This window comes from Thioalkalivibrio sp. ALJ12, assembly GCF_000378305.1.
Lineage (GTDB): Bacteria > Pseudomonadota > Gammaproteobacteria > Ectothiorhodospirales > Ectothiorhodospiraceae > Thioalkalivibrio.
The window spans coordinates 1,409,793-1,434,093 of the sequence record NZ_KB899538.1; the positions used below are offsets into that span (position 1 = coordinate 1,409,793).

14 protein-coding genes are annotated in these 24,301 nt (G+C 64.6%); 8 read left to right on the forward strand and 6 right to left on the reverse strand.

Translation table 11 applies throughout. The annotated features are described in order from the left end of the window. The 3 genes from F467_RS0106720 to F467_RS0106730 all read left to right on the forward strand — a co-directional run bounded on the left by F467_RS0106720 (window position 1) and on the right by F467_RS0106730 (window position 4,189). On the forward strand, window positions 1-2,322 hold the full coding sequence (locus tag F467_RS0106720) for a nitric oxide reductase activation protein NorD (protein WP_018138842.1): 2,322 nt from the start codon (window positions 1-3) through the stop codon (window positions 2,320-2,322). Window positions 2,323-2,381: 59 nt separating this feature from the next. Further along, complete coding sequence (locus F467_RS0106725; RefSeq protein ID WP_018138841.1) at window positions 2,382-3,359, forward strand: LysR family transcriptional regulator; 978 nt, start codon at window positions 2,382-2,384, stop codon at window positions 3,357-3,359. A gap of 263 nt (window positions 3,360-3,622) precedes the next feature. Beyond that, entirely contained in the window at window positions 3,623-4,189 is a 567-nt protein-coding gene (locus F467_RS0106730) for an SgcJ/EcaC family oxidoreductase (RefSeq protein ID WP_018138840.1), read from the forward strand. Between the two features lie 55 nt (window positions 4,190-4,244). Here F467_RS0106730 and F467_RS0106735 read toward each other — a convergent pair whose 3' ends face one another. From F467_RS0106735 to treY, 3 genes are read right to left on the reverse strand one after another with little or no spacing between them, the layout of a single operon-like run. Next, on the reverse strand, window positions 4,245-6,062 hold the full coding sequence (locus F467_RS0106735; protein WP_018138839.1) for a glycoside hydrolase family 15 protein: 1,818 nt from the start codon (window positions 6,060-6,062) through the stop codon (window positions 4,245-4,247). Between the two features lie 4 nt (window positions 6,063-6,066). Continuing rightward, window positions 6,067-7,845 carry a malto-oligosyltrehalose trehalohydrolase gene (gene treZ / locus F467_RS0106740; RefSeq protein ID WP_018138838.1) on the reverse strand — a complete coding sequence of 593 codons (1,779 nt, stop codon included), beginning with the start codon at window positions 7,843-7,845 and terminating at the stop codon, window positions 6,067-6,069. Continuing rightward, window positions 7,842-10,502, reverse strand: a complete 2,661-nt coding sequence (treY, locus tag F467_RS0106745) for a malto-oligosyltrehalose synthase (protein WP_018138837.1) — start codon at window positions 10,500-10,502, stop codon at window positions 7,842-7,844. The genes treZ and treY overlap by 4 nt, the downstream gene beginning before the upstream one ends. 330 nt (window positions 10,503-10,832) lie before the next feature. Between treY and F467_RS0106750 the strand changes: the two genes are divergently transcribed. Together F467_RS0106750 and F467_RS0106755 are read left to right on the forward strand one after the other, a co-directional pair. Further along, the gene (locus tag F467_RS0106750; RefSeq protein ID WP_018138836.1) at window positions 10,833-11,315 is read left to right on the forward strand and encodes a hypothetical protein; all 483 of its coding nucleotides are present in this window, start codon (window positions 10,833-10,835) and stop codon (window positions 11,313-11,315) included. Then, a complete protein-coding gene (locus F467_RS0106755) occupies window positions 11,308-12,306 on the forward strand; it encodes a phosphotransferase (protein WP_018138835.1) in 999 nt (332 codons plus the stop codon). Before F467_RS0106750 ends, F467_RS0106755 begins: the two co-directional genes overlap by 8 nt. Before the next feature lie 42 nt (window positions 12,307-12,348). Here F467_RS0106755 and ettA read toward each other — a convergent pair whose 3' ends face one another. Continuing rightward, window positions 12,349-14,016, reverse strand: coding sequence for an energy-dependent translational throttle protein EttA (gene ettA / locus F467_RS0106760; protein ID WP_018138834.1), 1,668 nt, complete (start codon window positions 14,014-14,016; stop codon window positions 12,349-12,351). A gap of 227 nt (window positions 14,017-14,243) precedes the next feature. On the opposite strand from ettA, the gene F467_RS0106765 reads away from it, so the two are divergent. The 3 genes from F467_RS0106765 to F467_RS0106775 are packed head-to-tail and all read left to right on the forward strand — an operon-like array spanning window position 14,244 to window position 22,312. Continuing rightward, complete coding sequence (locus F467_RS0106765; RefSeq protein WP_018138833.1) at window positions 14,244-17,510, forward strand: site-specific DNA-methyltransferase; 3,267 nt, start codon at window positions 14,244-14,246, stop codon at window positions 17,508-17,510. A 3-nt stretch (window positions 17,511-17,513) separates the two neighbouring features. Continuing rightward, window positions 17,514-19,469: an ATP-binding protein gene (locus tag F467_RS0106770; RefSeq protein ID WP_018138832.1), complete on the forward strand. Its 1,956-nt coding sequence runs from the start codon at window positions 17,514-17,516 to the stop codon at window positions 19,467-19,469. Further along, window positions 19,466-22,312 (forward strand): BPTD_3080 family restriction endonuclease, encoded by a 2,847-nt coding sequence (locus F467_RS0106775; protein WP_018138831.1) that lies wholly within the window; start codon window positions 19,466-19,468, stop codon window positions 22,310-22,312. The genes F467_RS0106770 and F467_RS0106775 overlap by 4 nt, the downstream gene beginning before the upstream one ends. A gap of 383 nt (window positions 22,313-22,695) precedes the next feature. On the opposite strand, the gene ycaC is transcribed toward F467_RS0106775, so the two are convergent. Together ycaC and F467_RS0106785 are read right to left on the reverse strand one after the other, a co-directional pair. Then, on the reverse strand, window positions 22,696-23,322 hold the full coding sequence (gene ycaC, locus F467_RS0106780; RefSeq protein ID WP_018138830.1) for an isochorismate family cysteine hydrolase YcaC: 627 nt from the start codon (window positions 23,320-23,322) through the stop codon (window positions 22,696-22,698). Window positions 23,323-23,395: 73 nt separating this feature from the next. Beyond that, the gene (locus F467_RS0106785; protein WP_018138829.1) at window positions 23,396-24,268 is read right to left on the reverse strand and encodes a pirin family protein; all 873 of its coding nucleotides are present in this window, start codon (window positions 24,266-24,268) and stop codon (window positions 23,396-23,398) included. Window positions 24,269-24,301 lie beyond the last annotated feature (33 nt).

Below are 24,301 nucleotides of genomic sequence, written 5' to 3' on the forward strand. Positions count from 1 at the left end.
ATGAGCGTTCATCTGGAGGACTACCAGGACCTCCTCGACGATCTGGGAAACCACGCCACCGAGGTGCTGGAAAGTTCCTGGCAGGAGGCCAGCCGTGCCTTCAGCGCCAGTGGGCTTAAGCGTTACTACCTTGAAGGGGCCCGCAGTCTCCAGGCCCTGGGGCGCGGTTCCGAGATGGTCGTGGCCTTCGTGCAGGAGGCGCCTGCACTGGCCCAGGAACTGGGCGAGGATGCCGTTGCGGAACTGCTCGGTTCCGCGATCAAGATGTACTCCAAGACCTCCGCGGCGGTCATCACCCTGGTGATCGAGACTAGCCCGGTCGCGGCCCAGCGGCTTGGCGACTATTCGCTGTTCGAGGGGTATCTGCGCCTGCTGGATAACCTGCTGGGGCAGGCGCCGCGTGGTGTGCGGCCGATGCTGGAACACCTGGATGAGCTGCTGACCCACCTGACGCTGGGCGGTCTTCGGCGCTGGGCGACGTGGGGCGCGCAGGCGCACCGCACGGACCTGGAGGGCCAGATTGCCTACTTCGGTCTGGAGTCGCCGGAGTCACGCTCGGTGTTCCAGAAGGAGCGCCGCGGCACCCTGTTCGTGGACGTGCAGCGGCGTATCAACCTCTACTTGCGCTCGCTGTGGGCACGCGATTTCTTCATGCGCCCGACCAGTGGCGACTTCGAGTCGCGCGAGGGGTATCGCCCCTACATCGAGGGCTTCACGATCTTCCTGCCGGACGCCTACGACGATGTCGAGGGCCTCACCGGGCTGGATCTGTATCGCGCGGCGGCCGCGCACGCGGCATCCCATGTGGTGCATACCCGCGAGATGCAGCCGGACGAGGGGCCTCGGGGCGTGGTCGGCATCCTGACCGAGCTGTTCGAGGACGCGCGTATTGAGGCCCTGGCGATCGCGGCGTTCCCGGGCCTGCGCCAGATCTGGGTCCCGCTGCATACCGCCACGGCGGAGGATGGGGACACGGCGCAGGCAGTGCTGGCGCGCACCGCGCGCGCCTTGCTCGATCCGCAATACCACGACCCGCATGCATTCGTGCAGAAGGCGGTGAGCGCGTTTGCGGAACGCGTGGACGACCTTGAGGCCGCAGGGCTGGCCCGCGAGCTGGCCGAGGTGCTGGCACCCGAGTTTCCCGAGCAGGGCTACATGAACCCGGCCAAGGTCGCGCCGGATGTCCTCTATCGCGACGACAACCGCTATCTCTGGAACTTCGGGCGCGAAGAGGAAGAGGCGGAGGTCCTGGCCGCGCATGGCTCCGGGCAGGAGCGTTTCTACGTCACCCCGATGCAGATGATCAATACGTTGGACGTGCCGAACGCCGGCGACGACGCCCAGCAGATCCTGGTGCTGGCGACCGAGTGGTTCCGCGACGGCGAAAACGAAAGCATCAACCAGCAGGAGGGCAAGGAGCCGATCTCGCTGCCGTTCCACTATCACGAGTGGGACTACCAGATGCAGCTGGAGCGGCCGCACTGGGTCACACTGCTGGAGCGGCGCCCGAAGAAGGGCGACATCGAGGAAATCGAGGCCATCTACGACAAGCACAAGCCGCTGGTCTCGCGCCTGAAATTCCTGATCGAGGCGATGCAGCCCCAGGGCGTTCAGCGCATGCGCAAGCAGCCGGAGGGCGACGAGCTGGACGTGAACGCGCTGGTCGAGGCCCAGATTGACGTCCGCATGCGGCGCCAGCCCGACGAGCGCATCTATGTGCGCAATCTGCGTCATGTGCGCGATCTCTCCGTGCTGGTGCTGCTGGATCTGTCGGAGTCGACCAACGAGACGATCGGCGACGGCGAGACAACCGTGGTGCAACTGGCGCGCGAAGCGGCCACGCTGCTGTCCGGCGCGATCTCGCGCATTGGCGACCCGTTCGCGATCCATGGCTTCGCCTCCGACGGGCGCCACGACGTCGAGTACTACCGCTTCAAGGATTTCGACGCCCCGTTCGACGATACCGCGAAGGCCCGCCTCGCCGGGATGCAGGGCCAGCTCTCCACCCGCATGGGGGCGGCCATTCGCCACGCCGGCCAGCAGCTGCACAACCAGGGCACGGCGAAGAAGCTGTTGCTGATCATCACCGACGGCGAGCCGGCGGATACCGATGTGCGCGACCCGCAGTACCTGCGTCAGGATGCGAAGCGGGCGGTGGAGGAGGTTGGGCGCAAGGGGGTGTACACCTTCTGCATGAGCCTGGATCCGAACGCCGACGAGTACGTCGAGCGCATCTTCGGGGCCCAGCACTTCATGGTGCTGGACCAGATCGACCGGCTGCCGGAGAAGCTGCCGATGCTGTACGCGGGTCTCACGCGGTAAACGATACGTCGCGTATGACTCAGTCCCCTACGCCAAAGGAGTCCGGTCTCCCGCAGGTGATGCTCAAGTCGGAGCTGCCGGCGCACCTGATCCGGCATGCCACGCTGCGTCAGCTGCAGGTGTTCGAGGCGATCGTGCGCCTGGGGAGCTTTACCCGCGCGGCGGAAGAGCTGCATCTGACCCAGCCGACCGTCTCGATCCAGATCAAGAAGCTCTCCACGGCACTGGGGCTCCCGCTGTTTGAATACGTGGGGCGCAAGGCCTTCCCGACCGAGGTCGGGCTGCTGCTGTACGACACCTGCCGCGAGATGCTCGGCGCGCTGACCAACCTCGAGATGAAGCTGGCCGAGATGCACGGCCTCAAGCGCGGGCGTCTGCGTCTCGCGGTGATCACCACGGCGCAGTACTTCGCGCCCAGCATCCTCGGTCAGTTCGCCCGGCGGTATCCCGATATCGAGCTGTCGCTGGAGGTCAGCAACTTTGACCGGGTGCTGGAGCGGCTGTCGAACAACGACGACGACCTCTACATCATTGGGCATGTCCCCGAGCGGCTGACTGATGTCGCGGTGCACCCGTTCGCGCCCAATCCGCTGGTGGTGATGGCCAGCCGCGACCACCCGCTGGTCGGCCGGCGCAATATCCCGCTCAAGGAGCTGGAGCAGGAGACGTTCCTGATGCGCGAACCCGGCTCGGGTATCCGCGAGGCGACGCTCAAGCTGTTCCAGGAGCACGGGATCAGCCCGCCCGTGCGCATGGAACTGGGCAGTAACGAGGCGATCAAGCAGGCGGTGATCGGTGGTCTGGGGATTGCCGTGCTGTCGCTGCACACCCTGAGTGCCGAGGGGGCCGAGGGCCCGGTGGCGCTGCTGGATGTCGAGCACTTCCCGATCCATCGCCAGTGGCACATCGTCTACCCGAAGAAGAAGGTCCTGTCCGTCGTCGCCCAGACCTTTCTCGACTTCGCCATCCAGGACGAGGCCCGGGTGCGCGGGCAGGTCGAGGACCTGCTGGCCGCGTTCAAGGCCCAGGCCGGCTGAGTGGCGGCCATGACAGGCCCTGAGGGGTCCCTTGGGAAACGCTGATTGATCGGCGTTTCCCTGCGGCACAGGGACGTGCCGCCGGAATCGACCGCCGTAGGCGGTTGATTCCGGAGCAAGCTGCAAACCCCTTTGCCCGTGCAAAGAGATGCAAGACGATGCAGCGCCGCGTGCGCTGAGAAAGCCGGGATGGCTTTATTCAGCGCTTTCTTTAAAATTCACGTTTTACCCGGCCGCCATCGGCCCGAGTGGGAGAACGCGCAGTGAGCACCGTGACCCGTCCGCGTATCAGCGGTACCCAGTTCATCAACGCCGACGAGGCCCCGCGTTCGCGGCTGAGCCTGAGCGCCTCGCACCGCGACCAGCATCACCCGGTGACCGGGACGGGCAGCGATATGCTCGCCGCCGCGATCGATACCCCGCCGAACGAGAGCTGCGTGGTCTGCGCACCCGCCACGCGCCGTCTGGCCGAGGAGTTGTTCGACGCCTGGAATGAAGCCCTGCAGACGGGCGATGCCCGTCGTGTGACCGAGCTGTACGCCAATGACGCGGTGCTGCTGCCGACCGTGTCGAACGTCCCGCGTACCAATCACGCCGAGATCCAGGACTACTTCGAGCATTTCCTCGAGAAGAAGCCCTTCGGCACCATCAACACGCGCAACGTGAAGCTCGGCTGCAACAAGCTGACCGACGCCGGCACCTATACCTTCCGCGTGACCGACGGCAACGAGACGCAGGAAGTCCCCGCGCGCTACACCTTCGTCTACGAGAACCGCGACGGCAAGTGGCTGATCGTGCACCATCACTCGTCGATGATGCCGACCGCCTGAACAGGGTGCGGAGCCGCCCGGACCGCGTTCGGGCTGGATCCCCTGATTCCCGGGTTTAGCGGTCTTGTTGCAGGGCCCGAGCGAGCTTGATACCGCTCGAGATCAGCCCTACATGACTGAATGCCTGCGGGAAATTGCCGAGGAAGGCGCCGGTGGCCGGGTCAATCTGTTCGGGGAGCAGGCCGAGGGGATTGGTGCGGGCGCACAGCGAGTCGTACAGGGCCTGGGCTTCTTCCAGGCGGCCCTGTCCCAGCAGGTTGTCGACCAGCCAGAAGCTGCACAGGACAAATGCACCCTCGTGCCCGGGCAGACCGTCCGGGGACTCTTCCGGAAGATAGCGGTACAGCAGGCCGTTGCCCGCGCCCAGGCGCCGGATAACGGCCTCTGTGGTGGCGATCATCTTCGGGTGATCGGCCGGGATTACACCGCGTCCCGGCAGGGCCAGCAGGCTCGCGTCGATGCCACCGCCGCCCAGGTGCTCGGTGAGACTCCGAAGCTCGGGGTCCCAGGCCTGGTCCAGGATTGCCTTGCGGATTTGTCCCGCCTCGGAACGCCACAGGTCGCTGTTGCCTGCCATGCCATTGTTATCGGCCAGGGCCGCTCCACGCTCCAGGGCGACCGCACACAGGGCGGCGGAGTAGGTAAAGGGACGGCCGGCGGTGCGGACTTCCCAGATGCCATGATCGGGGTTCTTCCACTCCTTCTCGGCGGCTTCGACCAGTCGCCGCAGGCGGCTCCACAGGTGCTCATCCAGCGTCCCGCCCCAGCGCTCCCACCGATAGGCGCAATCGAGGATCTCTCCGAATACGTCGTGCTGGCGCTGCTCCACCGCACCGTTGCCCCAGCGTACAGGCGCTGAGCCTCGGTAGCCCTCCAGTTCGGGATCGATTCGCTCCGGCTGCGGCAGGTGCCCGTCTACGTCATACAGCACCCGTGGCCAGCCCGCGCGATCCACCGCGTCCAGGGCCCAGCCGATAAAGCCCGCGGCCTCGTGGGTCATGCCGATATCGCTCATGGCATACACGGAAAATGCCGCATCGCGTATCCATGCGTAGCGGTAATCCCAGTTGCGCGGGCCGCCTATTGCTTCCGGCAGGGACGAGGTCGGCGCGGCGATCATCGCTCCGGTCGCGGTGTAGTCCATCAACTTGAGCGTGACGGCCGAGCGCCGGACGAGGTCCTCGCAGGGGCCTTCATAGTGGAAATGGGTCATCCAGCGCCGCCAGACCTCCAGCGTGGCCTCGAGCAGTTCCTCGGGTGTGCGGGCCTGGAAACGGTGCGTGTGCGGGCCCCAGCCCAGGATCAGGTAGTGCTGGTCTCCGGCCTCGAGTTCGTGTTCGCTGTCGGTGTCCTCCAAGGGCAGCGACGAGCTCAGCGACAGCTCCAGTTCCGGCTGGCGGTACAGCGACAGGCCCAGGCCGGCACCGTGTGGATACGCCTTCGCACCTCCCCTGGGTGCGATCCTGACCCGCAGGCGCACGCGGCCTTCCAGCACCTCGATCCGCCGGAGCAGTTCGTTGCGCCCTGCCGGCGCATCCTCGGACAAGTCGGCCCCGGCGCGCAGGGGCAGACAATCAGTGACCCGGATGCGTCCTTCGGGGCCGGTCATCTCCGTGATCAGGACCGCAGTGTCGGGCATATAGCGCTGGTGCGAGGCGACCAGGGGCTCCGGGGCCACGGTGAAGTCACCGCCTCGCTGGTGATCGAGCAGAGCGCAGAACAGGGGCTCGGAATCGAAGCGGGGCACGCACATCCAGGGGATGGACCCGTCGCGCCCCACCAGGGCGGCAGTCGTGCAATTGCCTATCAGGCCGTGTTCTTCGATGGGCAGGTAGCCCTCGACACGGGATATGGGGCGGTCGGATACCGTCACGGGCTCACTCCCTCGACATGGGATGTTGGCAAGACATACCGGGCGGATCGCCCGGTTCCATAATCACGACGGAGGCGCCGGGCAGGTCCAGGTTCTCCTGCCCGATCACGATCTCCGCTTCGGATCGCAGCAGCAGGCGTGATCGTGCGGTCCCGGGGCATGCCAGGCGTTGCGCATCGGGGTGCAGGTTGCACGCGACCAGCAGTCCCGGCCGGTGCATCACGAACCATCGGGCTGTCTCGTCGAAGTATGCGTCGATGGCATCCAGGCGATCATCGCTGAAGGCCGGGTGGGTGCGGCGCAGGGCGATCAGCGCCTGGTACCAGCGCAGGATCGCGGCATGTCGAGGCTGTTCGCGTTCGTCCCAGTCCAGTCTCGATCGTTCGAAGGTCTCGTGGGCCTGCGGGTCCGGGATGTCGCCCGGATCCCCGACGAAGGCGGCGAACTCGCGCCGCCGACCCTCGGTGACTGCCTGGCCCAGTTCCGGGTCGGTGTGATCCGTGAAGTACAGAAAGTGGCTCGAGGCGCCCCATTCTTCGCCCTGGAACAGCATTGGTACGAAGGGGCTGGTCATGACCAGGGCCGCTCCGACCTTGAGCAGGCCGGGGGAGACCAGTTCGCTGATGCGTTCTCCGTTGGCGCGGTTGCCGATCTGGTCGTGGTTCTGCAGGCAACCGACGAAGCGCCGTCCCGGCTGGTCCGCCGCGGGGCGGCCGTGCCGCCGGCGGCGGAAGGGCGAATAGCGGCCGTCGTTGGCGAGGCCGCGGGTCAGCACCCGGGCCAGGTCGGCCAGCCCGCGAAAGTCCATGTAGTAGCCGTCGGACTCGCCGGTCAGTGCGGTGTGCAGCGCGTGATGGAAATCCTCGTTCCACTGGGCGTCCAGCCCGTAGCCGCCGGCCTCGACCGGCCACGCCACGCGCGGGTCGTTGCGGTCGTTCTCGGCGATCACCACCAGGTGCCGGCCGAGCTGCCGCCCGAGGCGCTGCACCTCGCCGGCGAGCTGCTCGAGGAAATGGGTGGCCGAGGTGTCGACGATCGCGTGCACCGCGTCGATGCGCAGGCCGTCGATGTGATAGTCGCGCAGCCACATCAGGGCATTGTCGATGAAGAACCGGCGCACGCTGTCGCTGTCCGCGCCGTCGAGGTTGACCGCGTCGCCCCACGGGGTGTGGTAGCGGTCGGTGAAGTAGGGGCTGAACTGCGCCAGGTAGTTGCCGTCCGGCCCGAGGTGGTTATAGACCACGTCCAGCAGCACCGCGATGCCGCGGCGGTGGCAGGCGTCGACCAGGCGTTTCAGGCCGTCGGGACCCCCGTAGGCATGGTGCGGGGCATACAGGTCGACCCCGTCGTAGCCCCAGCCGCGGGCGCCGGGAAACGCGGCCACCGGCATCAGCTCCAGGTGGGTGATGCCGAGTTCGGCCAGATGGCCGAGGCGGTCGATCACGCCGTCGAAGCTGCCCTCCGGGGTGAAGGTGCCGACGTGGATCTCCTGGATCACCGCCGCGGCCAGCGGCGGCGCCTGCCAGCCGGCATCGTTCCAGACGAAGCGGGAATGGTCCAGCCAGCGCGACGGGCCGTGCACCCCCTGCGGCTGCCAGGCGGAACGCGGGTCGGGGAACGGCCCGTTGCCGTCGACGCGAAAGGCGTAGTCGCTGCCATGCACCAGCCGCGAGGTCTGCAGCGACCACCAGCCCTCGCCCTGGCGGTCCATCGGCATGCGGCTGCCGCCGCACTCGAGCTCGACCTGGTTCGCCTGCGGGGCCCAGACGCGTACGCGGGTCATGCGGTCTCTTCCTCGCGTTCGAGCAGTGCCACCGGAAACGCATCGAGGAGCTCGGCCACCAACCGGTCGCCGCCCTCGAAGGTCTCGCCCGAGAGGCGGTTGTGCCAGACGCCGGGCGGCAGCCCGAGCCGGGTGTCGCGCCAGTCGCCCCCCAGCCCGAGCACCAGGCGCGGCACCAGCACCAGCGCGCCTTCCCCGCGCAGGTAGGCCACTGCATGCCCGGCGCGCTCGCCGGTGACCCGCAGCGGGGTGTAGGCCGCATCCGGCCGGAACCATTCCGGATGGCGGTGGCGCAGGGTCAGCGCCTGGTGCACCACCCACTGCTTGGGCAGGCCCTCGTCGGCACGGGCACTGATCTGCGTCGGGGTCAGGTGACCGAGCTCCTCCAGCAGTCGGGCCCGGGTCACGAAGTCCACCGGGCGGCGGTTGTCCGGATCGACCAGGCTCAGGTCCCACAGCTCGCTGCCCTGGTAGATGTCGGGAACCCCTGGCGCGGTGAGCTTGATCAGGGTCTGGGCCAGGCTGTTGGTGCGGCCGGGGCCGACCAGGGGCTGCAGGAACGACTCCAGCGCGTTGCGAAATCCTGCATCCTCCAGCGTCCCGCTCACGAAGTCGCGCAATGCCTGCTCGTAGTCCTCCTGGGGGTGGGTCCAGCTGCTGTACTGCTTGGCCTCGCGCGCGGCCTTTTCCATGTAGGCGGTCATGCGCTCGGCATCGATCGGCCAGGCGCCGACCAGCGTCTGGTAGAACAGGTATTCGGTGGCCGGTTCCGGCCAATCGCCGCTGCGGTAGCGGGCGTTGTGTCGCATCCAGCTGCGCGTGGCTTTTGCCCACGCAACCGGGATCTCGGAGAGCAGTACCAGGCGCGCGCGCACGTCTTCACTGCGTTTGGTGTCGTGGGTGGAGGTGGTGAGCATGGTCTCCGGGTGACGCGCGTGTACCAGGGCGCAGGCCTCGTGGAATGCATCGACCGATATGCCGAAACGTTCCGGGTCGCCACCGACCTCGTTGAGCGCTGTCAGGCGGTGGAAGCGGTACAGCGCGGTGTCCTCGACCCCCTTGGCCATCGCCGGCCCGGTCAACTGCTGGAAGCGCAGGGCGAGTTCGTTCTCGCGCTCGCCGGGGATGCGCAGCAGGAGCAGGTCGCGCAGGAACTGCAGCAGCTCGCTGTCCAGCTCCGGACGGCGTTCGCCCGCCTGGTGGATCGCGGCGTCTACATAGTCGACGTCGGTCGCCGCCACTGAGCCTTCACGCGGGCTCACGTAGGTGCGGTAGACGGGGAAGCAGGAGGCTGTCTCCAGCAGGGCCAGGTGCAGCTCGTGGCGCGTATAGTCGCGGTGTCGGCGGTGCAGTTCGCAGATGTCCACGAACAGCGAACTCAGCCGGTTCAGCTCGCTGCCGAGCAGGTCCTTCAGTACCTGCCGCTTGGACTCGTAGACCAGCCCGGCGTAGTCGGCGTGCTCGCCGGTGAGTTCCTCGAACAGCCGCGTCAGCGGGGCCTCGCCCGCCGGGTCCACGAACAGCCCCTGTACGCGGTTGAGAAAGTCGTAGCCGGTGGTGCCGGCGATCGGCCAGTCTCCGGACAGCTGTTCGCCGGGCTCGAGGATCTTTTCGGCGACGATCCAGGCGCCCGGGCAGGCCCGGCTCAGCTGACTGAAGTACTGCCCCGGGTCGCGCATGCCGTCGGGGTGGTCGATCCGCAGGCCATGCACCGAGCCTTCCTCTACCCAGCGGAGCGGTAGTGCATGTACTGCCTCGAAGACCTCTTCCTGCTCCTGGCGCAGGCCGGCCAGGTCGTTGATGTCGAAGAACCGCCGATAACCGAGATCGCGTCCGGCGGTACGCCACCAGGCCAGGCGGTAGTTCTGTTTCTCGATCAGTGCATCCAGGGCATCGGGCCGCGTATTGATCTGTTCCACCTCGGCCTCGATGGCCGCGGCGGCCGCCGGATCCTGCCGGGTGGTGTTGTCGAGGAGTTGACGGATGACGTCCTGATCCCGATGGCGCCGAGACGCCGCGTCGCGGGCGGTCAGCCATGGCTGCGGCAGGCGCGCGCAAGACTCCGCGAGAAAGCCCAGCAATTCGATACCCGTGGCGCGGTACGCGCGGTGGAGCAGGTCGTTCAGCGAGGACGGGTCCAGCGGGAAGCGGTGTTCGTGACAGGCGAGCTCGAACAGGCCGTCGCCATACTGGAGACGGATCTCGCCAGCCTCCAGGATGCGCCCGTAATGATCGCCCAGCACCGGCAGGAGCACCTTGTTCGGCCAGCGCTCCTCCGATGATTCCCAGTCCACATCGAAATACATCGCAAACGGGCTGGAGGGGCCATTCTCCAGTACATTCCACCACCACGGGTTCTGGGCTCCGGCCACCGCCATGTGGTTCGGTACGATGTCCAGCACCAGGCCCATACCGGCCTGCTCCAGTGCCGCGCACAGGCGCTGGCGCGCCGGCTCACCGCCGAGCTCGTCGTTCACCCGCGAGGGGTCGACCACGTCATAGCCATGGGTGCTGCCGTGCACCGCCTGCAGGATCGGAGAAAGGTAGAGATGCGATACGCCCAGCCGGGCCAGGTAGGGGGTCACGCGCGCGGCATCATCCAGTGTGAAGCCGGCGTGCAACTGCAAGCGGCAGGTGGCGGTCCGTTCAGGCTGCACGGGCTGTTCTCCGGGACCGGTTCCGGCAAGGAGAAGCGCCGGGCCGGATCCCGGAACTACCCCTTATAGCGCTACCGAAGGATCTTCGCATCGCCCTCCGCCTCGAGGATCAACCAGCCTCCACTCTGAATATGGACCACATCGCGGTCGAAAGGAACGTATGTCCTGTGTGTCGCGCCCCCCGTTCCACTGGTACGGCCGCTGGCATGAGGACGAGGCGGGCAGAATTCGCTCCGGCATGCAGGTGCAAACGCATCAGCGCCAACCCCGGCTTGCCCGTTGGTACAACCCGGGATACTGTCGGGTTCGGATCAAGAGCAGGGGACACACATGAACCCGAATCGCATCGGGAGCCTGACGGCTGCCACCATTGTGTTCGCCGTGGCCGGCAGCGCCCACGCCGCGGGCACCGCGCAGCTCGAGCTGGATGGGCAGTCCCATGATCTCGACGTTCAGGTCTGTGATTTCTCAGGCGAGTCCGACGAAGGTGACCTGCAGACACTCGTTGGCGATGCCGAGACTGAAGATGGCCCGATGCGGGTGTTTGTCTCGCGCAATGAGGTCAGCGGCATGCTGATGCATACGGTCAGCGTGCAGATCGGGGATGTAATGTCGCCGGAGGGCGAGGTGCTGGAGGCCAACCGCAGCCGTTCCGGCGATCAGTGGTTCTCCGCTGCGGACGGTCCCTCCGAACCCCTGATCCGGATCGACGGCGCGGAACTGGTCGCCGAGGGGCTGTTTTCCGATACCGGGATGACGCGGGATCCAGTCGAGGGGCGCCTGACCGCGACCTGCAACGACCCGGGTGTCTGAGCCAGGCCGCGACGGATCGCAGGCGGCGGTCGCCGCTGCAGTATGCGCAGCCACGGGCGCCCGCCGCGCGATCCCCATTGAGCATGTCCAGACGCTCTGGAGCGGCTACGGCGAGATCGTCCGCTATCGTCTGGAGGGGGCGTCCGTTCCCACCGTTATCGCCAAGCACATTGTGTTTCCGGCCAATCGCCGCCACCCGCGCGGCTGGTCAGGGGCGCGGGGGCATGAGCGCAAGCGGCACTCCTATCAGGTCGAGATGCACTGGTATCGCGACTGGGCGGGGCGCTGCCGCGACGCCTGTCGTGTCCCGCGATGCCACCTCGCGCAGGACCTGGGCGATTCCCACCTGATTGTGCTGGAGGACCTGGATGCCGCCGGTTTTCCGCTTCGGCACGATGACCTGTCGGTGGAGCAGGCCGGCGTTTGCCTGGGATGGCTTGCGGCCTTTCACGCGACCTTTCTCGGTGCCGGGCCCTCGGGACTCTGGACTACGGGTACCTACTGGCACCTCGCGACCCGGCCGGACGAATGGGCGGCCATCGCTGATCCCCAACTGCGCGAAGCGGCCCCGAAGCTCGATCAGCGACTCAGTTCGGCGCGCTTTCAGACGCTGGTGCATGGCGATGCCAAGGTCGCGAACTTCTGTTTCAGCGAACGTGGCGATCGGGTGGCCGCGGTGGATTTCCAGTATGTCGGGGGTGGCTGCGGGATGAAGGACGTTGCGTACTTCATCGGCAGCTGTCTGGACGAGGCTGATCAGGAACGCTTCGAGAAGGAACTGCTGGAGGGGTATTTCGCTGCACTGCGCTCGGAGGTTGTCGCCACGCACGGAGGGGGTGTGGACCTGGACGCACTGGAGCAGGAATGGCGCGAGCTGTTCCTGCTGGCCCAGGCGGATTTCCAGCGTTTTCTGGCCGGCTGGAGTCCGGAGCACTGGAAACGCAACGACTACGCCGAGCGCGTGACGCGCAGTGTGTTGGAACGGCTGTAAGGCCAACCGTCCGGACGCGGAGAGCGCCCGGACGGGTTCGCGTCAGGAAGCGAGTCGCTTGTACTTGACCCGATGGGGCTGGTCGGCCTCAGCGCCCAGGCGCTTGTGGCGGTCTTCCTCGTATTCCTGGTAGTTGCCGTCGAAGAACACCACGTTGCCATCCTCCTCGAACGCGAGGATGTGCGTGGCGATGCGGTCGAGGAACCAGCGGTCATGCGAGATCACGATCGCGGAGCCGGGGAAGTCCAGCAGGGCCTCTTCCAGCGCGCGCAGGGTCTCAACGTCCAGATCGTTCGTCGGTTCGTCGAGCAGCAGGAAGTTGCCACCGCTCTGGAGCAGCTTGGCCAGGTGTACGCGGTTGCGTTCCCCGCCGGACAGCTCCTTCATGCGTTTCTGCTGGTCGGTGCCCTTGAAGTTGAAGCGGCCGACGTAGGCGCGTGACGGCATCTGGAAATTGCCGACCTGGATGATGTCCTGGCCGTTGGAGATCTCCTCCCAGACGGTTTTCTCGTCCTGCAGCGCGTCGCGGCTCTGGTCCACATAGGCCAGCTGCACGGTCTCGCCCAGTTCGATCGTGCCTTCGTCCGGCTGTTCCTGTTCGGCGATCATGCGGAACAGGGTGGTCTTGCCGACGCCGTTCGGGCCGATCACGCCGATCAGCGCGCCGCGTGGCACGGAGAACGACAGGCTCTGGTAGAGCACGCGGTCGCCGAAGTTCTTGGACAGGCCGTCCACCTCCAGCACCTTGTCGCCCAGGCGCGGGCCCGGCGGGATGTAGATTTCCTTGGTCTCGGAGCGCTTCTGGTAGTCGGTGGAGGCGATCTCCTCGAAGCGCTTCAGGCGCGCCTTGCTCTTGGCGCCGCGGCCCTTCGGGTTGGAACGCACCCACTCGAGCTCGGATTCCATGGCCTTAACGCGGGCGGCCTCGGCCTTTTCTTCCTGCTTCAGGCGCTTTTCCTTCTGTTCCAGCCACTGCGAGTAGTTGCCCTGGAACGGGATGCCCTGGCCGCGGTCCAGCTCGAGGATCCAGCCGGCCACGTTGTCGAGGAAGTAGCGGTCATGGGTGACGGCGACCACGGTGCCCTGGAACTCCTGCAGGAAGCGCTCCAGCCAGGCCACGGACTCGGCGTCCAGGTGGTTGGTCGGCTCGTCGAGGATCAGCATGTCCGGGCTGGACAGCAGCAGGCGGCACAGGGCCACGCGGCGGCGTTCGCCCCCGGACAGGGTCTTCACGTCGGCATCCCACGGCGGCAGGCGCAGGGCGTCTGCGGCGACCTCCAGCTTGCGCTCGAGGTTGTGGCCGTCGGCCGCTTCGATCTTCGCCTCCAGCTCGCCCTGCTTGGCGGCCAGGGCATCGAAGTCGGCATCGGCCTCGGCATAGGCGGCATAGACCTGATCCAGCTCGGCCAGCGCCTCCTTGATCGGGGCCACGGCCTCCTCGACATTGCCGCGCACGTCCTTGCTCTCGTCGAGCTGCGGCTCCTGCGGCAGGTAGCCGATATTGATGCCCGGCTGCGGCCGCGCCTCGCCGACGATCTCGGTGTCCACGCCCGCCATGATGCGCAGCAGTGTGGATTTCCCCGCACCGTTGTAACCCAGCACGCCGATCTTGGCGCCCGGGAAGAAGTTCAGGTTGATGTCCTTGAGGATGTACTTCTTCGGCGGGACGATCTTGCCCACGCCGTTCATCGTGAAGATGTACTGCGCCATGATGCTCCTGCGACCTAAGCGGTTTGAATGAGGGGCGGGCCACTTACGGCCCGCGCTGCGCCCGCACTTTACCATCCCAGGCGGCGGGAAGCGCATGGCCCCATGGTTGCGGCTTCCCGTGTCTTATCGCCATGCGTGAACGTTCCCGACAAGGTACCCTCGTTGCCAGTCAGGGAAGGGGCAGGCCTTTGACTGTGCAGTCCACCCAACTGAAGGACGGGAGAACCATGAAGTCGAGCGTTGCGGAGCTGTGCCGGCAGATCATTCACCGCGTGCCTGCGGATGGCAGCACAGTGGGGCGTATCGGACTGCATCGGCGTTTGTCCACCGAGCTGGGCGAGGTTCCCGGCGAAAGCTACGAGCAAGCCATTGCCGAGTTGACGCAGCGGGGCATCCTCGGCAAGGGTCGCGGGCGTGGCGGTTCCGTTTATTTGCAAACGTCGGTAGCGGAAGCCGAAGCGGCCCTGAAGGCGGAGGACGGGATGGATGGGGCGAAGCCCGCCCCGGAGCTGACGCTGGAACAGCCGGAGTCGCGGCCGGAGCCAGCCCCCGGGGCCGAAAAAGCGGGCGGGAAAAACCGTCAACCGCGTCCTTCGCGGGGTGATGAACCGGTTCAGGTGCTTTCCTATCGCCACGACGAGAAGCGTGCCAACAATCCCCCGGTCGGCATGGTGGATGCCACCAGCGACGGGGTGGAGGAGGAGGCCGTCTGGAGCTACGACCCGCACCTGGATCCGGAGCTGCGGTTCGATTCTTCAGCTACCCGTGCCCGGGTCGAGCGGCTGATTGACGAGGCCCTGGCCTCCGGCGACCAGGCGCAGATGAAGGACGCTCTGGAAGAACTGAAACGTTTGCAGGCGCCCTACCTGCAGTGGACCGGCAAGGCCGAGCGCACCAGCTTCGAGGTCGATACCGTCTCGCTCCACGTCCACGAGCGTATCGACCCGGCCACCATCCTCGCCGCCGTGCAGAAGCGCCTGCGCGACAGCAAGGGCAAGGCCGCACCGACGTTGCAGCCCGACTTGTTCCACGCTCCGTTCGAGAATCTGCCGCTACGCGACGCCATCGATTTCTACAAGCATGAGCGCGACTGGTCGAATCGCCTGATCGCCGGCGACTCGCTGCTGGTGATGAACTCCATGTTGCAGAAAGAGGGCATGGCCGGGCAGGTCCAGATGATCTACATCGACCCACCCTACGGCATCAAGTACGGGTCCAACTTTCAGCCGTTCACCAACAAGCGCGACGTCAAGGATCGCAAGGACGAGGACCTGACCCAGGAACCGGAGATGATCAAGGCGTTCCGGGACACCTGGGAGCTGGGCATTCACTCCTACCTGACCTATCTGCGTGACCGGCTACTACTGGCTCGGGAATTGCTAGGTGAGAGTGGGTCGGTCTTTGTGCAGATTTCGGATGAGAATTTGCATCACGTTCGGGAATTGATGGACGAAGTCTTTGGTTCAGAAAACTTCTGTCGTCTGATTACGGTGACGAAAACAGCTGGCTTCGGTGCCACCCTTTTCCCTGTCACTCAGGATTACCTCGTCTGGTATGCAAAGGACGTTAGTGTCGTCAAGTTTCGTCAGTTGTACGCTAGCAAATCGGGTGTGGTGGGCGGTGAAGATTTTGGGAACTATAAAAAGTTTGATTATGGTGGTCGTTATCGCATTGATAATCTCACCGGGCAAAACAACAACGTTTCTAGTTGCTTATTTGGTTATAATTACAGGGGTGTGGTTTATTCTACTCCCTCTACTCGTCAATGGAAAACTACAGTGTCTGGCATGGAAAGCCTTTCAAAGGCGGATCGTTTAGAGTCGTCGGGGGCGGGTATTTATTATAAAAGATATTTTGATGACTTTCCGCTTCGGCCGATCACGGATAAATGGAGCGACACTGGTTCCGGAGGCTTTGCGGATGACAAACTGTATGTTGTTCAAACGGGCGCAAAGGTTGTCGAGCGCTGCCTGCTGATGACCTCCGACCCCGGCGATCTTATCCTAGACCCCACTTGCGGCTCTGGCACCACCGCACAAGTGGCCGAGAAGTGGGGCCGCCGCTGGATCACCTGCGATACCTCCCGTGTTGCGGTCACCCTGGCGAAGCAGCGGCTGATGACCGCGAGTTATAACTACTTCGAGTTGAAGTACCCCCAGGAGGGCCTGCGCGGTGGTTTCATCTACAAGACGGTGCCGCACATCACCCTGAAGTCGATCGCCAACAATCCCGAGATCGACGAGATCTACGAGCGCGATCATCCGGCCATCGAGCAGCCGCTGGCGGATCTGAACCACGCGCTCAAGGGCAAGGCGCCAGCCTTTTCTGTGCCTTGCGGCGGACGCAAGGGGCAGACAGTCGATTTCAGCGCCCCGGACACTGAGACGATCACCCTGCCGGCCGGCGACGAGGTGCCGGTGAATGCCCTGCTGGAATGGGAAGTGCCGTTCGACTTCCCCGAAGCATGGCCCGAGGCCGCTCGAGCCCCCTTCGAGGCCTTTCATGCTGCTCGCCAGACGATGCAGCAACGCATGGACGAGAGCATCGCGAATCATGCCGGTCAGGAAGTGCTCTATGACCAACCCGAGGTGAGCAAGAACAAACAGCGCATCACCGGTCCGTTCACCGTCGAGGCGGTACCCTTTGCCACGGTGCTCGGTCTGGACGAGGCCGAGCAGCCGACGGAGGCCGATGTGGCCGTGGCCCGCTCGGGGGCCACTTCCCGTCATGTCCTGTGGCGAGAGGAACTGCTGAAGGCGGGGATCCGGGGCAAGGGTGGGCAACAGCTCAAGCTGATGGATCTGGAGACCTTGCCGGGTACCCAGTATCTGCACGCGGTCGGCACCCTGGCCGAGACCGGCGAGCGGGTCGCGGTGAGCTTCGGCCCCGAGTATGCCGCCCTGGAGCAGCGCCAGGTGGAGATCGCCAAGAACGAGGCCGGCGACCTGTTCCCGCTGCCAAAGTTGCTGGTCTTCTGCGCCTTTACCTTCGATCCGGAGGCGGCCAAGGATATCGACAGCATCAAGGGGATCCAGGCCCTCCGGGTGCAGATGAACACGGATCTGCTCACCGAGGATCTGAAGAAGAATGCCCGCAGCAACGAGTCGTTCTGGCTGATGGGCCAGCCGGATGTCGAGGTGAGGGAACTCCGGGACGGCAAGCTTCAGGTGGAGGTCCACGGCTTTGACTACTTCGACACCAAGTCGGGTGAGCTGAAGTCCGGCGGCAAGCGCGACATTGCCGTGTGGGAGCTGGACACTGACTACGATGACCGTTCCCTTTACCCGCGTCAGGTCTTCTTCCCCATGGCTGGCAAGAAGGATGGCTGGCACAAGCTCAGGAAGGATATCCGCGCCGAACTCAACGAGGAGCTGCTGGAACAGCTCCACGGTACCCGGTCGCTGTCCTTTGAGCCCGGCGAGAACCGCAGTATCGCGGTGAAGATCGTCGACAACCGGGGTATCGAATCGCTGAAGGTCATCCGGCTGGACTGAACCATGACGCGGCAGACAAGCCTCTTCGATGTACTGGCTCGCCATGAGGGGGCCGATACGGAGTACAAGTCGGCCCTTGGCGGGTTGCCGGGGGATCTGTGGGCAACCTACAGCGCTTTTGCCAACACCGCCGGCGGTACGATCTACCTCGGGGTCAAGGAGACCGACGACGGGCCGGTGACCTCCGGTATCACCGATGCTGACAGGCTCCGCTGCGACTTCTGGAATACGGTGAACAATCCCCAGAAGGTCAGCCGCAATATCCTCGAGGAGCGTCACGTCAGTATCGAGCGTTTTGGGGGGCACGAGATCCTGGTGATCGAGGTTCCCCGCGCCTCGCGTCTCGACCGCCCGGTCCACGTCGGCGTGGACCCGTACAAGGGTACCTACCGCCGCAATCATGAAGGGGACTTTCTCTGCAATGCGGCGGAGGTGCAACGGATGTTCGCGGACCGCCTGGACGAGTCGCCAGCGGACAGTCGGATCCTGGAGCACTTCGGGCTGGATGACCTGAATAGCGACTCCCTTGCCAAGTTCCGTAACCGCATGTCCTCGCGCGCGTCGGACCACCCGTGGCTGGCGGAAGATACGGTTGGTTTCCTGACCAAGCTGGGCGGCTGGCGCAAGGATCGACAGACGGGCGAGCAGGGCCTGACCCTGGCCGGACTGCTGATGTTTGGAAAGACCGAGGCGATACAGGACCCGGACGCCCTGCCGCGGTTTCACCTCGACTATCGCGAACGGCTGGCGGAAGACGAGGCGGTTCGCTGGAGTGACCGCCTGACCATCGATGGGACCTGGGAGGCCAACCTGTTCGAGTTCTATCTGCGGGCAGCCCAGAAGCTCTCTCACGACCCCGCGCTGAAGGTGCCGTTCCAGTCCGACCGTCGTGATCAGACTGACGCCCACGAGGCGCTGAAAGAGGCCCTGGTCAATGCCCTGATCCATGCCGATCACCATGGCCAGGGTGGGATCGTGATCGAGCGCTTCAAGGACCGTTTCGAATTCTCCAACCCCGGTACCCTGCTGCTGTCCCAGGAGCAGTTGATCGCCGGCGGGGTCAGTGAGTGCCGCAACAAGGCCCTGCAGCGGATGTTCCAGATGCTCGGCGTTGGGGACAAGGCGGGTTCCGGTCTCGACAAGATCCGCCACAGCTGGCAGGCCCATCTATGGCAGCCTCCCAGCTTGCGTGAACAGTACCGGCCGGATCGCGTGATCCTGTTGTTGCCGCTGTTCAGCGTCATGCCGGAGGATGTGGTGCAGTCGTTGATAGACCGCTTTGGAAGCGCATTCGAGGCGCTGTCACAGGACGAGGCGCAGACGCTGGTCATCGCCGCGATGGCTGCTGACCAGTCGGTGACTAATCAGCGCCTGCAGGAGATGTTGACCCTGCATCGGGTCGATATTACCCAGATGCTGCGGGGCCTAGTGGACAAGGGCATGCTGGATCCCCATGGCCGGAATCGGGGCGCTTACTACACGCTGGCAGCGGGTGGAGACCGCGACACCGAGGAAGGCGGGACACTTGCGCTCCGGTTTGCCGGTGACCCCGAACCGTCCCCGGATGGCGGCTCCGTACAATCCAGCGATCGCTCCGTGCAATCCGAGGACCGCTCCGTGCAATCCGAGGATCGCTCCGTACAAACGACTGGCGACCGTCCGCTGTCGAAGTTGAGCATTGATGATCCTTCCGAAGCGGAGCGCCTGTGGGCCCTTTCTGCCCATGTCCGCGATCACAAGCCTCGAAAAGAGGAGCTGAGGCGCGTACTGGCTGAGCTGTGTCGCGGGCGCTATCTCGGACCGGCCGACCTTGGAATCCTGGTGAATCGAAATCCGGACGCACTCCGGCATCGGCACCTGCGGCCAATGGCACGGGAGGGGGTTTTGCGGATGCGGTATCCCGACAAGCCCAATCACAGCCAGCAGCAATACACTACGGTAGAGGGACGAACCGAATGAGCGCCCAGTCGCTGATCATCAACTCCCCGTACGAGTACCCCGGCAGCTACTGGGAACAGGATGGTAGCGGGAAGGCGCTGAAGCTTTGCCAGGGCCGGCGGCCAGCCGCGTATGAAATCTTCGATACCCGCAACAACACCCGGCGCAGCGAGCCGCTGGATCTGGTGAATCAGATCCGGCAGCGGGTGGATGGTTGGCGCGAGAAGGGGTATCCGGGGGTGACCAGCGTGACGCGCCAGCTACTGGAACACTGGTATTGGCGCGGCGAATGGGACCCCGAAGGGCGACGCTGGGAGGGCGGGCCGCGGCAGCATCCGTTCTACTTCTGCCAGCTGGAAGCCATCGAGACCCTGATCTGGTGGCTGGAGGCACGAGAGGAGGACCGCCAGGGGGTCTTCGTGCCGGGCGATGGCGGCCCCTGGGAGCGGATCTGCAACAAGATGGCCACGGGCAGCGGCAAGACCCAGGTGATGGCGCTGATTATTACCTGGCAGACACTCAACGCTATCCAGTATCCGAAGGACAAGCGCTTCTCCCGGGCCGTGCTGGTGGTGACGCCCGGATTGACGGTCAAGAGCCGGTTGAAGGTGCTGTTTCCCGGCGACGAGAAGAACGTCTACGACGAGTTCAATCTCTGCCCCAATGAGGCGATGCGCCAGCAGTTGAATCAGGTCGAGCTGGTGGTAGAGAACTGGCACACATTGATGCCGTTGAAGGAACAGGCGCGCTCAGTAGTCAGGAAAGGTAAGGAGAGCGACGAGGCCTTTACTCGCCGGGTTCTCGGACAGCTCGCTACGCACCGCGATCTGGTGGTCATTAACGACGAGGCCCACCACGCCTATCGGCAGCGGGCGGAGGTGAAAGTCAGCAAGAAGGAGGCCGACGCACTGGGTATCGATCTGGAGGAAGCCACTCGGTGGATCGAGGGGCTGGATCGAATTCACAAGACCCGACGCATTCGCCGCTGCTTCGACCTGTCTGCGACGCCGTTCGCACCTACCGGGAAAACCAATACCGACGCGGGTTTGTTCGAATGGGTGGTCTCGGATTTCGGCCTTAACGATGCTATCGAGGCAGGCTTGGTCAAGACGCCGCGTGTGGTCGTACGCGATGACGCGCTGGCCAATGCTCGGACATACGCGAGCAAGCTTTATCACATCTATCGTGAAGACGAGGTTCGCGAGGATCTCAATCGCAAGGCTGAAACGCATGCCTCGTTGCCGGATCTCGTGCAGAAGGCGTATGCGTTGCTTGCCTACGACTGGAGGGAAGCCGCACGACAATGGCAGCAGGCAGGGCACAGCATCCCGCCGGTGATGCTGACGGTTTGCAATCGAACCGAAACTGCCGCGCGTATCGAGAATTTCTTCAACAGCGGTGATTGTCTGATCGCGGAGACTCAGGCCCCCGACAAGACTCTGCGGGTGGACTCAAAGGTGCTGGAGAAAGCCGAGCGGGGCGAAGCTTCGAACTCCAGGGACAAGGAATACGCGCAACGTCTGGAATCAATTATTAACGCCGCTGACCTGCCCGCAGATCGGCGCGATGATCTGTTGACCCAGAAGCAGGAGGAACAGCTGCGTGCGCTGGTCGACACTGTGGGGAAGCGCGGGAAACCGGGTCAGGGGCTGCAGAACGTGATCTCGGTGGCGATGCTGTCCGAAGGATGGGACGCCGCCAATGTCACGCACATCATGGGGCTGCGCGCCTTTACCAGTCAGCTTCTGTGCGAGCAGGTCATCGGTCGCGGACTTCGGCGGGTAGCGCACGATATGGATGCCATGGGCCGTTTCCTGCCGGAGTACGTGAATGTCTTCGGGGTGCCGCTCTCCATCTTTCAGGATGACGCGGGCGGCGGTGAGCCGCCGCCACCGCCCAATCCGAGCACTCGTATCGAAGTCGAATCGGGCCGTAACCATCTGGAAATTCGTTGGCCCAACGTGGAGCGGGTGGAACATAGCTTGAAGACCGAGCTGGTGCTGGATCTGGCATCTGTGCCCCCGTTGAGCCTGGATCCGGCGGAGACTCCGCTCAACGCCGACATCGCCCCGTCCCTCACGGGGTCGCCAAACCTGAGCATGGTGACCGAGATCGATCTGGAGAGCGCGGTCGAAGACTTTCGGTTGCAGAACCTGGTCTTTCGTGCCGCACGAAAACTCTATCTGCAGAATGCCGCTGGTTTCGGCGGCGACAAGCAGTATCTTGCCGTGCAACTGATCCGGCTGGTGGAGAAGTTTCTCGCAAGCGACAAGTTGGATATCCCGAGCCTCTGGCACCAGGACCCCGTGCGCCGCCGGCTATTATTCGCGCTCAATATGGATACGGTGGTTGCACATGTCAGTCGGCATGTAACCGAGCAGAATGTTGATCGGCGAGAATTGATCTTTGACGAGTCAAGGCCGATCGGATCGACGGCCTATATGCGCCCATGGTTGACGACCAAGCCATGTGCGGCGACGCGCCGGTCGCAAATTAGTCATGTGGTATATGACAGTACATGGGAGAAGTTGGTCGCGGATGTCTGCGAGGGACACGAGAAAATTCAGGCCTGGGTCAAGAATGACCACCTGGACTTCAAGATCCGTTATCTGTGGCGCGGCTCCTCACGTAATTTCGTTCCCGATTACCTGATTCGGTGTGCGAATGGGCAGACCTTGATACTCGAGGTTAAGGGGCAAGATAGCAGCATGAATGCCGAGAAACGTGCCGCTGTTCATTCGTGGGTTGAAGCGGTTAATGAACAGGGCGGCTTCGGTAGATGGGCATTCGATACGGTTTTCGAGCCCGCTTCGGCCCGAGACGTAATCGAAAGGCATTGTTCCAGAGAGAGTCCATCAGGTTAGCGAGCCGGACTTTGCGTCGTGCTTTTTTGGGTTCCCTTCGGGGGTTGGCGTTTCCGGCCACTGGCGCGGATTGAAGTCACTGCGGCGCAGAAATGCGTTGCCGAGTTGGACCACCGTGCACAGGATCAGGCCGAAAGCGAGGATGTAGGTCCATTATTCGAGCCCGATGTCGGTGGTATGAACCCATGACCCGAATGTTGATAGCGATGGTGCGGGTGAACTCGTCCGGGACTCCTTGCCATCGCGGCAATCCGGAGGCGCATGTCCCCGGTGATCCCGGAGCTTGTGAACGCCTCCAGGGCGTCAGGTCGTGATGAACACGGCAAAGGGCGGGCGCCGCGATGGCCGCCCGCCCCGATAGCTCATGGCTCGTGGCTAATGGCTCAGGCGTTGCGCGCGAAGTAGCTGGTCATCAGGTTGCGGTAGTTGGGGATGTGCTCGGAGAGCAGCGATCCCAGACCTTCGACATCATTGCGCCAGTCGCGGTGCAGTTCGCAGGCCATCGCAAACCAGCCCATCAGCTGGATGCCGGCGGCCTCCATGCGGGACCAGGCGGAATCGCGGGTGGTCTTGTTGAAGGTGCCCGAGGCGTCGGTCACCACGAATACGTCGTAGCCCTCCTCGATGGCGGACAGCGCAGGGAAGGCCACGCAGACCTCCGTGACGACACCGGCGATGATTAGCTGCTTCTTGCCGGTGGCCTTCACGGCAGCCAGGAATTCCTCGTTGTCCCAGGCGTTGATGTTGCCCGGACGCGCGATATAGGGGGCGTCGGGGAACATCTCCTTCAGTTCCGGCACCAGTGGTCCATTGGGGCCGGCCTCGAAGCTGGTGGTCAGGATGGTGGGCAACCCGAAGTACCGGCCGCAGGCCGCCGTGGCCAGCACGTTGTTCTTGAATTCGCTGGGTTCGAAGTCCTGGACCAGCGAGATCAGACCGGACTGGTGATCGACCAGCAGCAGCGCGGCATCGTCCTTGTCGAGGCGGCGGTAGGTGTAGCCGTCATTCATGGTGGTTCTCCTGTAATGAAAGCCTGCCGGGCAGGCATGAAATGCCGCGACGCGGATGCGCCGCGGGGTGGGGTCAAGTGGATGGGGCGGAGTCCTGCAGGCGGCCCTCGCGATAGTCGCGGATGGCCTGGCGGATCTCCTCCGGCGTATTCATGACGAAGGGCCCCTGGCCGACGACGGGCTCGTCGATGGGTTCGCCGGACAGGACCAGGATGGTGGCCTCGTTGTTGGATTCGACGATCACCCCCTCGTGCTCCGCGCTCAGCATCACCAGCTGGCCGCCGCGCGCGATCTCGCCGCCGTTCACCTGAACGGTGCCATGCAGTACCACCAGCATGGAGTTCCAGCCGTGCGGCAGGTCCAGGCGGACCTCGCCGTCGCGCTCCAGGCGCAGGTCCCACACCTGCATCGGGCTGAAGGTGCGGGCCGGCCCTGGCTGCCCGGCATATTCGCCGGCAATGACTCGCAGCCGCCCCGCGGCGTCCGGCAGTGCGATCTCCGGGATGTCGGTGACGCCCAGGTGCTGATAGCCCGGTGCCGTCATCTTGTATCGGGATGGCAGGTTGACCCAGAGCTGCACCATCTCCAGCCGCCCGCCGGTGCGGGTGAAGCGCCGGGAATGGAACTCCTCGTGCAGGATGCCGGCACCGGCGGTCATCCACTGCACGTCGCCCGGTCCGATAATGCCGCCGGCCCCGGTGGAGTCGGCATGCTTTACCTCGCCATCCAGCACGATGGTGACGGTCTCGAACCCCCGGTGCGGATGTTCTCCGACGCCGCGCGGCCGGGCCGCGGGTTCGAAATCCATGGGGCCGGCATGGTCGAGCAACAGGAACGGGCTCACGTGGCGGCCGTGAGTCTGGTAGGAAAACAGCGAACGCACGGGAAAGCCGTTGCCGACCCAGTGGCGGGGTGGGGCGCTGTATGTACCCAGGATGGTCTTCATGTCGTCCTCCTCGAAAGGCCGTGGTTGGTGGCC